Annotated in this window: 13 protein-coding genes and 1 other annotated feature; of the genes, 9 read left to right on the top strand and 4 right to left on the bottom strand. The window is 52.5% G+C overall.

All coding sequences use genetic code 11. The features are described 5' to 3' along the window. Positions 1-9: 9 nt before the first annotated feature. Together kduI and hxpB are read right to left on the bottom strand one after the other, a co-directional pair. Entirely contained in the window at positions 10-846 is an 837-nt protein-coding gene (gene kduI / locus FD744_RS10360) for a 5-dehydro-4-deoxy-D-glucuronate isomerase (protein ID WP_034821747.1), read from the bottom strand. 232 nt (positions 847-1,078) lie between these two features. Further along, the gene (gene hxpB, locus FD744_RS10355) at positions 1,079-1,747 is read right to left on the bottom strand and encodes a hexitol phosphatase HxpB (RefSeq protein WP_160868167.1); all 669 of its coding nucleotides are present in this window, start codon (positions 1,745-1,747) and stop codon (positions 1,079-1,081) included. Between the two features lie 143 nt (positions 1,748-1,890). Between hxpB and FD744_RS10350 the strand changes: the two genes are divergently transcribed. Next, on the top strand, positions 1,891-2,427 hold the full coding sequence (locus FD744_RS10350; RefSeq protein WP_058959734.1) for a YniB family protein: 537 nt from the start codon (positions 1,891-1,893) through the stop codon (positions 2,425-2,427). Between the two features lie 4 nt (positions 2,428-2,431). On the opposite strand, the gene FD744_RS10345 is transcribed toward FD744_RS10350, so the two are convergent. Continuing rightward, positions 2,432-3,325, bottom strand: a complete 894-nt coding sequence (locus FD744_RS10345; protein ID WP_160868166.1) for a fructosamine kinase family protein — start codon at positions 3,323-3,325, stop codon at positions 2,432-2,434. An 89-nt stretch (positions 3,326-3,414) separates the two neighbouring features. After that, positions 3,415-3,705 carry a type V toxin-antitoxin system endoribonuclease antitoxin GhoS gene (gene ghoS, locus FD744_RS10340; RefSeq protein WP_160868264.1) on the bottom strand — a complete coding sequence of 97 codons (291 nt, stop codon included), beginning with the start codon at positions 3,703-3,705 and terminating at the stop codon, positions 3,415-3,417. A gap of 332 nt (positions 3,706-4,037) precedes the next feature. On the opposite strand from ghoS, the gene FD744_RS10335 reads away from it, so the two are divergent. From FD744_RS10335 to pheT, 8 genes are all read left to right on the top strand, one after another. Further along, positions 4,038-4,799: a YdiY family protein gene (locus FD744_RS10335; RefSeq protein ID WP_034821732.1), complete on the top strand. Its 762-nt coding sequence runs from the start codon at positions 4,038-4,040 to the stop codon at positions 4,797-4,799. Between the two features lie 243 nt (positions 4,800-5,042). Further along, positions 5,043-6,971: a threonine--tRNA ligase gene (thrS, locus tag FD744_RS10330; RefSeq protein ID WP_038647340.1), complete on the top strand. Its 1,929-nt coding sequence runs from the start codon at positions 5,043-5,045 to the stop codon at positions 6,969-6,971. Between the two features lie 4 nt (positions 6,972-6,975). Next, on the top strand, positions 6,976-7,527 hold the full coding sequence (infC, locus tag FD744_RS10325; protein WP_034821726.1) for a translation initiation factor IF-3: 552 nt from the start codon (positions 6,976-6,978) through the stop codon (positions 7,525-7,527). A 99-nt stretch (positions 7,528-7,626) separates the two neighbouring features. Next, positions 7,627-7,824: a 50S ribosomal protein L35 gene (gene rpmI / locus FD744_RS10320; RefSeq protein WP_006118955.1), complete on the top strand. Its 198-nt coding sequence runs from the start codon at positions 7,627-7,629 to the stop codon at positions 7,822-7,824. An 82-nt stretch (positions 7,825-7,906) separates the two neighbouring features. Next, positions 7,907-8,263: a 50S ribosomal protein L20 gene (gene rplT, locus FD744_RS10315; protein WP_007892678.1), complete on the top strand. Its 357-nt coding sequence runs from the start codon at positions 7,907-7,909 to the stop codon at positions 8,261-8,263. Positions 8,264-8,378: 115 nt separating this feature from the next. Beyond that, positions 8,379-8,504, top strand: a sequence feature (Phe leader region). Then, positions 8,384-8,428 carry a pheST operon leader peptide PheM gene (pheM, locus tag FD744_RS10310; protein WP_121626058.1) on the top strand — a complete coding sequence of 15 codons (45 nt, stop codon included), beginning with the start codon at positions 8,384-8,386 and terminating at the stop codon, positions 8,426-8,428. Its footprint overlaps the feature before it by 45 nt. Positions 8,505-8,575: 71 nt before the next feature. After that, positions 8,576-9,559, top strand: a complete 984-nt coding sequence (pheS, locus tag FD744_RS10305; protein ID WP_160868165.1) for a phenylalanine--tRNA ligase subunit alpha — start codon at positions 8,576-8,578, stop codon at positions 9,557-9,559. Positions 9,560-9,573: 14 nt separating this feature from the next. Next, entirely contained in the window at positions 9,574-11,961 is a 2,388-nt protein-coding gene (pheT, locus tag FD744_RS10300; protein ID WP_160868164.1) for a phenylalanine--tRNA ligase subunit beta, read from the top strand. Positions 11,962-11,964: the final 3 nt, after the last annotated feature.

Here is an 11,964-nt window from a genome sequence, read left to right as displayed (position 1 = left end):
TCGCTCCTGTTAGCGCAGCGCGCTGATGCTGACGTGGTCCATGTCATCGAATACCTGATTTTCGCCCACCATGCCCCAGATAAAGGTATAGCGCTGTGTGCCCACTCCGGCATGAATTGACCAGCTTGGTGAGATCACCGCCTGCTCATTGTGCACCAGCAAATGGCGCGTTTCCTGCGGCTGGCCCATCATGTGGAAAACGGCGCTGTCATCTGCCATATCAAAGTAAAAGTACACTTCCATACGACGTTCATGGGTGTGGCACGGCATGGTGTTCCAGAGATTGCCGTCATCAAGACGCGTGAGTCCCATGGTGAGCTGGCAGGTGGGTAACACATCCGGCACGATAAATTTATTAATGGTGCGACGGTTTGAGGTCGCGGCATCCCCTAACGTGGCTTTGACTGCATCCTGCAGGGTGATCTTTTTATCCGGATAACGGGTATGTGCGGGTGCGCTGTTGTAGTAAAACTTCGCTGGAAGGTTGGCGTTGCTGCTGCGGAAAACCACGCTTTTGGCACCCTGACCAACATACAGCGCCTCCTGATGGCCTACCTCCCAGGTTTTGCCATCGACGTCAATCAAGCCCGGTCCGCCAATGTTGATCACGCCCAGTTCGCGGCGTTCGAGAAAATAGCTCACGCCCAGTTGTTTGCCGACTTCTTCACCGATCGTCACCGACTGCTGGATTGGCATGACACCACCAATGATGATGCGATCAATGTGGCTGTAAGTGAGGGTGTAATGGTCTGCCTCAAAAATTTTCTCGATCAAAAATTCGCGACGTAAGCCGGCGGTGTCCAGATTTTTTGCATGCTCAGTATGAATGCTTTGACGAACGTCCATCTCAGACCTCTCAAAGTTGAAGGAAGTGTCCCGAAGCGGGTCTTTGGGCATCTTAGGCAGGATGGGATGTGAATTCAATAAAAATGAAACGTTGTTTTATTTAATTGCGTGGGCGATCAAATACGCGCGGTCATTGCCGTAGTGTGTGTTTAGGAACAATGGAAAGCGTTGCCCACAGATGGGCAACGAGAATGGATGGGCTAAGTCCTGGCCCGGCACAGGTGTATCAGAATTAATTGAAAAGATGCTCAGCTTTCAACTCGGTCAAACTCGCCAGCTTCACGTTGGCCAGCGCCCAACGCGCATCATCCGCGTACTCGGCTGATGGCACCACAATCGAACGCATGCGCGCGGCTTTGGTGGCGATCATGCCGTTGAACGAATCTTCCAGCGTCACGCAGTTCAGCGGGTCCACCCCTAATTTCGCCGCCGCATCCAGATACACCTGCGGATGGGGTTTGCTGTATGGCAGAGATTCGGCGGAAGCAATCGCGTCGAAGTATTTGCGCAGATTGAACATCTCCAACACGCGCTCCAGCATAAACAGCGGTGAAGCAGAGGCGAGGGCAATCTTTAATCCCTGCTGCTGGCAAAGTTGTAATGCCTGTTCAACGCCGGGCAGTAATGGACGCGTCTCCTCAACCAATGCCAGTGCGCGAGCAATGATACGTTGCGTCACTTCCGCCTGATCCGGGCCGTTCCACGGCAAAGCTTCAAACCACATACGGACGGTTTGATCGATGCGCAAACCCAGCGTATCGGGCAGTTCATGGCGGCGGGTAATATCCACACCCAAACTGGCAAACACATCCAGTTCTGCCTGATCCCACAAGGGTTCAGAGTCGATCAGCAATCCGTCCATATCAAAAATAGCGGCCAACACCGGGCGACGATAAGACATACAACAGCTCCGTTTGAAATTTGCCCTACCTTATCATGCGCAGCCGGGAAATCCGACTCACGGCAGGTTACGCATTTTTCAGGAAAAAAAGCCGCAGTGCAGGTAGACTTAGGGCAAAACTACTGTATGTGAAGGGAGACACCATGACTTACCAACAGGCTGGCCGCATCGCCATCCTTAAGCGAGTGGCTGGCTGGGTAATTTTTATTCCGGCGCTGCTATCCACCATTATCTCAATTCTCGGCTTCATGTTTAAACACAGTGAAAAGCAGCCGGGCATTGATGCAGTGATGCTTGATTTTGTCCATGTCATGGTCGACATGATCAAGTTCAATACGCCGTTTTTGAACCTGTTTTGGCAAAACTCACCGGTACCGGAGTTTCATGGCGGTGCCAATATTGGCTTCTGGATCATCTACATCCTGATTTTCGTCGGCATTGCTTTGCAGGCGTCAGGCGCACGCATGTGGCGTCAGTCACGTCACATCAAAGAAGGCATTGAAGACCAGCTGATTCTTGAACAAGCCAAAGGTGCAGAAGGGCGCACGCGTGCGCAACTGGAAGAGAAAATCCATATCCCGCGTCATACCATTTTGTTGCAAGTTTTCCCGCTCTATATCCTGCCGATTATCATCGCCATCGCTGGTTATTTTGTCCTGAAATTGCTGGGCATGCTGTAAGGCGTCAGGCCGGTCTGGCCTGACGTTGTCCTAACGCATCTTCATTCAAAAGCTGGTCAATCGCGAATTGTGCGGCGCTTGTCCAGTTACCGGCAAACACGTTAGCGCGGTTGAGCAAATAGTAGAGCTGATACACGGGCTGTCGTTGCGAAAACCCTTCCGCCAGCGGCCACACCGAGTGATATCCCTCGTAAATCTGGCGTGGCAATTCGACGTAGTAATTCAACATCGCGAGATCGCACTCCCTGTCGCCCCAATAGCAGGCGGGGTCAAACAGCCATGGCCCACTGCTGCTATCCGCGCAGTTAGCAGGCCACAAATCGCCGTGTAGTAGAGAAGGCTGAGGATGATGATTGGCCAACGCGCGTTGCACGCAATCGACAATCAATTCGGTATTGCCGTATTGCACCCCTTTCTCAGCGGCCAGCTGTAGTTGCCAGCCAATACGCTGTTCAGCAAAGAACACCGACCAGCGGCGTAGCCAACTGTTGGGCTGGGGGGAGGTGGTGATGTTGTTATCGTAATCGAGTCCAAACTGCGGTTGCTCGCTCCATTGATGGAGGTGAGCCAACTGCTGGCCAAGCTGGAAGGCGCTCTGTTCGTTCAGCGCCTCTGGCTGAATATACTCCAACAGTAAGAAGCTGCTGTCGCGGTCATTCCCGACGCCATACACTTTAGGCACCCGGACCGTCTGTGTCCGCGCCAGCAATCCCAGCTGGTCCGCTTCCCAGCTAAACAGAGTGAGCATATCGCGCGTATTACATTTAACGAAAACGTCGAGATCGCCGTAGCGGAGGCGCCAGGCGGGATGCACATCGCCACCAGGGAGTTCATAGCGTTCAGTGATTTCAGCTTCACCGGCGTGTTCGCTTAACAGACGACTAATGGCTGACCACATTGGGTAATCCTCTTTATTCGCTGCGTAGGTTTGATTGTAGCGCTCAAAACTTCAGCAAAACCAGTGGTGCGGCGATTATTTGTGGCGCGTCATGGTTTTGCCTGTAGAAATTCGGACAGCGTGGAGATCTTCACCTCCGCTTTACGATGCAGGGCAACATCCGCCAGCCCTGCGGCGTGTTCTGCGATCTCATGTTGTTCCAATGCACTGATGATGCCAAAACTGTTGGTTCCCAACTCATGCGAATGACCTTCATCATCATGCAAGGTCGTGGTGTAACCGCCGCTGACCATCACGCTGTTAAGGGATTGCAGATCGCCTAAGCTCTCATCGGAATAGCTTAGCGTGACAATGTAACGTTTAAGGTCGTGGTCACTCATCATTCACCTCATTGTAATAGAACAGGTTTCAGCGTAGACCAGCGCTGAGGATAGAGCGAATTCTGCGCAATTCAGATGGGAAAAGGGAGCGTAAATCTGCGTCAACAGGCTTCAGAAAATTCTTGTATCAATTGGGCTGCTATTTCGCTAATTGCCTCTTATAATGCGCAGCGGAAATGGGAAAGCTCCTATTAACCATGCGGTTCCAGCGCGGAACCTGGCATTTCTGGCACCTTCATACTTTTTTACAAAACTTACCGTAAATTGCATTGATTGGCTGGGAAAACTCTTCAGACTCACTCTTTTTTAAACTGCCGTACGGGTCACATTTAATGAAAGCCTTTAATAAGCTGTCCGCTGTTTTATTGCTCTCTGCTGGAGCATTTTGTCACCAGGCATTTGCTGATAACACCGTTTTTACCTCTATGGATGACCCTTCAACGGCAAAAAAACCGTTTGAAGGCAGCGCGTCAGCCGGTTATTTGGCACAGACAGGGAATACCACCAGTTCATCATTGAGCGCCTCAACCAACATGACGTGGTATCAGACCAACACCGCTTACAGCTTGTGGGGCAACGCCGCGAACAACTCATCCAACGATGAGCGTTCCTCAGAGACTTACAACATCGGTGGTCGTACCCGTTACAATATGAACAGTGCGGACTATCTGTTCGGTCAGGCGAGCTGGTTGAGCGACCGTTTCAACGGTTATGATTCGCGCGATGTACTGACTGCCGGTTATGGTCGCCAGTTGCTGAACGGTCCTGTGCATTCGCTGCGAGCTGAATTCGGTCCCGGTGTCCGTTACGATGATTTCCATGAAGGTGGTCACGAAACCAAGGCGCTGGGATACGGTGCTGTGAGCTACCAGTGGCAACTGACTGACACGACCAAATTCATCCAGGGTGTTTCCGTGTTGAGCAGCTTCGGTGAAGATACAACGCTGAACTCCGAAACCGGCTTGCAGGTGGCCATCAACGAACACTTCGCGTTGAAGCTGGCTTACAACGTGACCTGGAATAATAATCCGCCAGAGTCTGCGCCGGATCGTACCGACACCAAAACCACCATCCAGCTTTCTTACGCGATGTAAGCGAGCCGTGATGAAAAACCGTTGCCGGTCAGCGCCGCGCAGCGGTTTTTTTTTATCTGTCGATGGCTTAGCGCATTTTTCGCGGGTTTAGATCGCGGCAGAAAGCTGCTATTATCTCCGGCGCTTTACATTCCTGGCGTCATTCCGACAACGTGGGTCTGACATTACGCCGGGTTACTCAAACAGAACTCAATGTTGCATGTAGGCTTTCGTGTGGCTTACCACTGCAATTAAGGATATGAAATGCCAGTAATTACTCTTCCTGATGGCAGCCAGCGCGTATTTGACCGTCCGGTCAGCGTGATGGACATCGCTCTGGATATTGGACCGGGTCTGGCGAAAGCCTGTATTGCCGGTCGTGTTAATGGCGAGCTGGTGGACGCGGTTGATCCGATCACCGAAGATGCTCAGGTGGCAATTATCACCGCCAAAGATGAAGCCGGTCTGGAAATTATTCGTCACTCTTGTGCGCACCTGTTAGGGCATGCGATTAAACAACTGTGGCCGAATACCAAAATGGCGATTGGTCCGGTGATCGATAACGGCTTCTATTATGACGTCGATTTGGATCACACCCTGACGCAGGAAGATCTTGAGCTGCTGGAAAAGCGTATGCACCAGCTGGCTGAGACTAATTACGATGTGGTGAAGAAGAAGGTGAGCTGGCAGGAAGCACGTGATGTGTTTGCTGAGCGTGGCGAAAGCTACAAAACCACCATTCTTGACGAAAACATCAGCCACGATGATCAACCTGGTTTGTATCATCATGAAGAATACATCGACATGTGCCGCGGTCCGCACGTGCCGAACATGCGTTTCTGCCATCACTTCAAACTGCAGAAAATCTCCGGTGCTTACTGGCGCGGCAACAGCGACAACAAAATGCTGCAGCGTATTTACGGTACAGCGTGGGGCGACAAGAAGCAGCTGGCTGCCTATCTGCAGCGTTTGGAAGAAGCGGCGAAGCGCGATCACCGTAAAATCGGTAAGCAGCTCGACCTGTACCATATGCAGGAAGAAGCGCCAGGTATGGTGTTCTGGCACAACGACGGTTGGACCATCTTCCGTGAACTGGAAGTGTTCGTCCGTACCAAGCTGAAAGAGTACGATTACCAGGAAGTGAAAGGTCCGTTTATGATGGACCGTGTGCTGTGGGAAAAAACCGGCCACTGGGAAAACTACAAAGAAGCGATGTTCACCACCTCTTCAGAGAACCGTGAATATTGCATCAAGCCAATGAACTGCCCTGGCCACGTTCAGATCTTTAATCAGGGTCTGAAATCCTACCGTGACCTGCCGCTGCGTATGGCGGAATTTGGTAGCTGCCACCGTAATGAGCCATCAGGCGCATTGCACGGCCTGATGCGCGTCCGTGGTTTTACCCAGGATGATGCGCACGTCTTCTGTACCGAAGATCAGGTTCGTGATGAAGTGAACAGCTGTATTCGTATGGTGTACGACATGTACAGCACCTTCGGTTTTGAAAAAATCGTGGTGAAACTGTCGACCCGTCCGGAGAAACGTATCGGTACCGATGAAATGTGGGACCGTGCGGAAGTGGATTTAGCAGAAGCGCTGAAGGAGAACGAAATTCCGTTCGAATATCAGCCAGGAGAGGGTGCCTTCTACGGCCCGAAAATTGAGTTTACCCTGTACGATTGCCTCGACCGCGCATGGCAGTGCGGCACCGTTCAGCTAGACTTCTCCCTGCCAAAACGTTTGGACGCCACTTATGTGGGCGAAAACAACGATCGTCAGACGCCGGTAATGATTCACCGTGCGATTCTCGGTTCAATGGAGCGCTTTATCGGCATCCTGACCGAAGAGTTCGCGGGCTTCTTCCCGAGCTGGCTGGCCCCCGTGCAGGCTGTGGTGATGAATATTACCGACAGTCAGGCAGAATATGTCAGTGAATTGACAAAGAAATTGCAGAAAGCTGGCATTCGTGTCAAAGCAGACTTGAGAAACGAGAAGATAGGCTTTAAAATCCGCGAGCACACATTACGTCGCGTCCCTTATATGCTGGTTTGCGGTGAGAAAGAGGTGGAAGCAGGCAAAGTTGCCGTGCGCACCCGCCGTGGTAAAGACCTCGGGAGCATGGACGTAGATGTGTTTGTTGAGAAGCTGCAACAAGAGATTCGCAGCCGACATCTTCACCAATTAGAGGAATAAGGTTATTAAAGGCGGAAAACGAGTACAACCGACGCGTCCGAACCGTATCAACGGCGAAATCCGTGCTACCGAAGTGCGCTTAACTGGCGTAGACGGCGAGCAACTTGGCATTGTGACATTGCGCGAAGCAATTGAGAAAGCCGAAGAAGCTGGCGTAGATTTAGTTGAAATCAGCCCGAACGCCGAACCGCCGGTTTGCCGTATTATGGATTACGGCAAGTTCCTTTATGAAAAGAGTAAGTCTTCTAAGGAACAGAAGAAGAAGCAGAAAGTTATCCAGGTCAAGGAAATCAAATTCCGTCCTGGTACCGATGATGGCGACTATCAGGTCAAACTACGCAACCTGATTCGCTTTCTGGAAGAGGGCGATAAAGCCAAAATCACGCTACGTTTCCGTGGTCGTGAAATGGCGCACCAGCAGATCGGTATGGAAGTGCTTAACCGCGTCCGTAAAGACCTGTGTGAGGATCTGGATCTGGCCATTGTCGAGTCCTTCCCGACTAAGATCGAAGGCCGCCAGATGATCATGGTGCTCGCACCGAAGAAGAAACAGTAGGCCTTCAAGTAATAATTCCGCGCAGCGTTCGCGCTGTGCGGAATCTTATTCGCCTGTCTGATTCATTTTATTAACAATGCGAAGTGGATATTTGTAAAAATGCCAAAGATTAAAACTGTCCGTGGCGCGGCTAAGCGCTTCAAGAAGACCGCTTCTGGCGGCTTCAAGCGTAAGCACGCGAACCTGCGTCATATTCTGACTAAGAAGTCTACCAAGCGTAAACGTCACCTGCGTCCGAAAGGCATGGTGTCTAAAGGCGATCTGGGTCTGGTTGTTGCCTGCCTGCCGTACGCATAAGTAAACTTTTTATAAATCTGCCTGAACACTTTGCGTACTGCAGGGAATAGGGCATCACAGAATATGATATAGGAGAGCTCACATGGCTCGCGTAAAACGTGGTGTAATTGCTCGCGCACGTCACAAGAAAATCTTAAAACAAGCTAAAGGCTACTACGGTGCACGTTCACGTGTTTACCGCGTTGCTTTCCAGGCTGTTATCAAAGCTGGTCAGTATGCTTACCGTGACCGTCGTCAACGTAAGCGTCAGTTCCGTCAGCTGTGGATCGCGCGTATCAACGCTGCGGCCCGTCAGAACGGTATCTCTTACAGCCGTTTCATTAATGGCCTGAAAAAAGCCTCTATTGAAATCGACCGTAAGATTCTGGCTGACATCGCTGTATTCGACAAAGTGACCTTCACGGCACTGGTCGAAAAAGCAAAATCAGCTCTGGCGTAAGTCAGATGAAAAAGGGAGCTTGCTCCCTTTTTTATTGTCTGCAACTCACGCAAAAGATTGACATTTTAGCCGCTGGGCTTTTCAATAGTGCGGTTTCTTTCAAGACAAGGTAACGCAAGCATGCACGCTGCTATTTTCCGTTTCTTTTTTTACTTTAGCGCCTGACAATCGGGGGCTTTTGCGCATAAGAAAAGAAACGAAAAATCGCGCTGAAAGCCTCCCCCGTGGAGGCTTTTTTGTTTCTGGCGACACTTAATCGGATCTCACGGTCCTTACAAGAACTGACCAGCCCGGCTGGAAGAAGAGGAAATCATGTCCCAACTCGCAGACCTGGTGGCCCGTGCCACGGCCGCTATCGACGAGGCGGCGGATATCGCCGCCCTGGACGCCGTGCGCGTCGAATTCCTGGGTAAGAAAGGGCATCTGACGCTGCAAATGACCACCCTGCGTGAACTGCCAGCGGAAGACCGTCCGGCAGCAGGCGCGGTGATTAACGAAGCGAAGCAGCAGGTGCAGGATCGTCTTAACGCACGTAAAGACACCCTGGAAAGCGCTGAGCTGAATGCGCGCCTCGCCGCAGAGACCATTGATGTCTCGCTGCCTGGTCGTCGCGTTGAGAACGGTGGTTTGCACCCGGTGACTCGTACCATCGACCGTATCGAAAACTTCTTCGGCGAGTTGGGCTTTGCGGTGGTCACTGGTCCGGAAATCGAAGATGACTATCATAACTTCGACGCACTCAACATTCCTGGCCACCATCCGGCACGTGCTGACCACGACACTTTCTGGTTTGATGCGACTCGTCTGCTGCGTACCCAGACGTCTGGCGTGCAGATCCGCACCATGAAAAATCAGCAGCCGCCGATCCGCATCATCGCACCAGGTCGTGTGTATCGTAACGACTACGATCAAACGCACACCCCAATGTTCCATCAGATGGAAGGTCTGATTGTCGATAAAGACATCAGCTTCACCAACCTGAAAGGCACGCTGCATGATTTCCTGAACAACTTCTTTGAAGAAGACCTGCAGATTCGTTTCCGTCCTTCTTACTTCCCGTTCACCGAACCCTCCGCGGAAGTGGATGTGATGGGTAAAAACGGCAAGTGGCTGGAAGTGCTGGGCTGCGGCATGGTGCATCCAAATGTGTTGCGCAATGTGGGCATCGACCCGGAAGTCTACTCTGGCTTCGCTTTCGGCATGGGAATGGAGCGTCTGACCATGCTGCGTTACGGCGTGAACGATCTGCGCGCCTTCTTCGAAAATGATTTACGTTTCCTCAAACAATTTAAATAAGGGCAGGTTATCCAATGAAATTCAGTGAACTCTGGTTACGCGAATGGGTAAATCCAGCCCTGGACAGCGCTGCGCTGTCTGAGCAAATCACCATGGCCGGCCTGGAAGTGGACGGCGTGGATCCGGTCGCCGGTGCGTTCCATGGCGTGGTCGTGGGTGAAGTGGTGGAGTGCGGCCAGCATCCGAACGCAGACAAACTGCGCGTGACCAAAATCAACGTGGGCGGCGAGCGCCTGCTGGATATCGTCTGTGGCGCGCCAAATTGCCGCCAGGGCCTGAAAGTCGCCGTGGCGACCGTCGGCGCTGTACTGCCAGGCGACTTCAAAATCAAAGCCGCGAAACTGCGCGGTGAGCCTTCAGAAGGCATGCTGTGCTCGTTCTCTGAGCTGGGTATTTCCGACGATCACAGCGGCATTATTGAACTGCCTGCTGATGCGCCTATCGGCACTGACATCCGCAGCTATCTGCAGCTGGATGACAACACCATCGAAATCAGCGTAACGCCAAACCGTGCCGATTGCCTCGGTATTATCGGTATTGCGCGCGATGTGGCGGTAGTCAACGGTCTGCCGCTCACCGAGCCAACGATTGAGCCGGTTAAAGCGACCATTACTGATACCTTCCCGATTCGCGTAGATGCCACCGATGCTTGCCCACGTTATCTGGGCCGCGTAGTAAAAGGCATCAATGTGAAAGCGCCAACGCCACTGTGGATGCGTGAAAAACTGCGTCGCTGCGGCATCCGTTCTATCGACCCGGTGGTGGACATCACCAACTACGTTCTGCTGGAACTCGGTCAGCCGATGCACGCCTTTGACCTCGATCGCATTGACGGCGGCATCGTGGTGCGCATGGCGGAAGAGGGTGAAGTCCTGACCTTACTGGATGGCACCGAAGCGAAACTCAGCAGCGACACGCTGGTGATTGCTGACCATCAGAAAGCGCTGGCGATGGGCGGCATTTTTGGTGGTGAACACTCTGGTGTGAACGAAGAAACCCAAAATGTGCTGTTCGAGTGTGCCTTCTTTGAACCGCTGGCGATCACCGGCCGTGCTCGTCGTCAGGGCCTGCACACCGATGCGTCGCATCGTTACGAGCGTGGTGTTGATCCGGCACTGCAATTCAAAGCCATTGAACGCGCCACCCAGTTGCTGCTGGACATTTGCGGCGGTGAAGCGGGTCCGGTTATCGATCAAACTGACGCCAGCAAACTGCCTGAGCGCGCCACCATTACGCTGCGTCGCGAAAAACTCGACCGCCTGATTGGTCACGTGATCGCCGATGAGCAGGTCACCGATATCCTGACGCGTCTCGGTTGCGAAGTGACCGTAGGCAATGGTGAGTGGACAGCCGTTGCACCGAGCTGGCGTTTCGATATGGCGATTGAAGAAGATCTGGTTGAGGAAGTGGCTCGCGTATACGGCTACAACAACATTCCAGACGTGCCGGTGAAAGCCAGCCTGATTATGACGAAGCATCGCGAAGCGGATCTGTCGCTGAAGCGTGCGCGTAACCTGCTCGTCGATAAAGGCTATCAGGAAGCGATTACCTACAGCTTCGTTGATCCGAAAGTGCAGCAGCTGCTGCATCCGGGTGAAGAAGCGCTGATCCTGCCAAGCCCGATTTCCAGCGATATGTCGGCAATGCGCTTGTCACTGTGGACCGGTCTGCTTGGTGCGGTGGTGTATAACCAGAACCGTCAGCAAGGCCGTGTGCGCCTGTTTGAGAGCGGTTTGCGCTTTGTTCCTGATACGCAGGCCGATCTCGGTATCCGCCAGGATCTTATGCTGGCGGGCGTTCTGAGCGGTAATCGCTATGAAGAGCATTGGGATCTGGCGCGTCAGACAGTTGACTTCTATGATTTAAAAGGCGATTTAGAATCGTTACTGGATTTGACCGGTAAACTCGATGAGATTTCTTTCCGTGCAGAAGCCAATCCGGCGCTGCATCCGGGACAGAGCGCGGCAATTTATTTACGCGGCGAACGAATCGGATTTATCGGAGTGGTTCATCCGGAGTTGGAACGTAAGCTGGATCTCAACGGCCGCACCTTAGTGTTTGAACTGCTTTGGAATAAGGTCGCAGACCGCGTCCTGCCTGACGCGCGCGAGATTTCACGCTTCCCGGCGAACCGTCGTGATATCGCTCTGGTAGTGGCTGAAAACGTGCCCGCAGCAGATATCATCGCGGAGTGTAAGAAAGTTGGCGTAAATCAGGTAGTTGGCGTAAACTTGTTTGACGTGTACCGTGGTAAGGGCGTGAACGAGGGCGAAAAGAGCCTCGCGATTAGCCTGATTTTGCAGGATACCAGCCGGACACTCGAAGAAGAGGAGATTGCCGCGACCGTTGCCAAATGCGTTGCGGCATTAAAAGAGCGATTCCAGGCAACCTTGAGGGATTGAACC

The sequence above is a fragment of the Pantoea sp. Taur genome (assembly GCF_009830025.1).
GTDB lineage: Bacteria > Pseudomonadota > Gammaproteobacteria > Enterobacterales > Enterobacteriaceae > Pantoea > Pantoea communis.
The sequence above is the reverse complement of the archived record's forward strand: the minus strand, read 5'-3'. Positions and strand labels throughout refer to the sequence as shown.

Bases quoted from the DNA above. Each gene is read 5' to 3' on its own strand.
- kduI (WP_034821747.1), bottom strand. From the start codon at position 846: ATGGACGTTCGTCAAAGCATTCATACTGAGCATGCAAAAAATCTGGAC.
- hxpB (WP_160868167.1), bottom strand. From the start codon at position 1,747: ATGTCTTATCGTCGCCCGGTGTTGGCCGCTATTTTTGATATGGACGGA.
- FD744_RS10350 (WP_058959734.1), top strand. From the start codon at position 1,891: ATGACTTACCAACAGGCTGGCCGCATCGCCATCCTTAAGCGAGTGGCT.
- FD744_RS10345 (WP_160868166.1), bottom strand. From the start codon at position 3,325: ATGTGGTCAGCCATTAGTCGTCTGTTAAGCGAACACGCCGGTGAAGCT.
- ghoS (WP_160868264.1), bottom strand. From the start codon at position 3,705: ATGAGTGACCACGACCTTAAACGTTACATTGTCACGCTAAGCTATTCC.
- FD744_RS10335 (WP_034821732.1), top strand. From the start codon at position 4,038: ATGAAAGCCTTTAATAAGCTGTCCGCTGTTTTATTGCTCTCTGCTGGA.
- thrS (WP_038647340.1), top strand. From the start codon at position 5,043: ATGCCAGTAATTACTCTTCCTGATGGCAGCCAGCGCGTATTTGACCGT.
- rpmI (WP_006118955.1), top strand. From the start codon at position 7,627: ATGCCAAAGATTAAAACTGTCCGTGGCGCGGCTAAGCGCTTCAAGAAG.
- rplT (WP_007892678.1), top strand. From the start codon at position 7,907: ATGGCTCGCGTAAAACGTGGTGTAATTGCTCGCGCACGTCACAAGAAA.
- pheS (WP_160868165.1), top strand. From the start codon at position 8,576: ATGTCCCAACTCGCAGACCTGGTGGCCCGTGCCACGGCCGCTATCGAC.
- pheT (WP_160868164.1), top strand. From the start codon at position 9,574: ATGAAATTCAGTGAACTCTGGTTACGCGAATGGGTAAATCCAGCCCTG.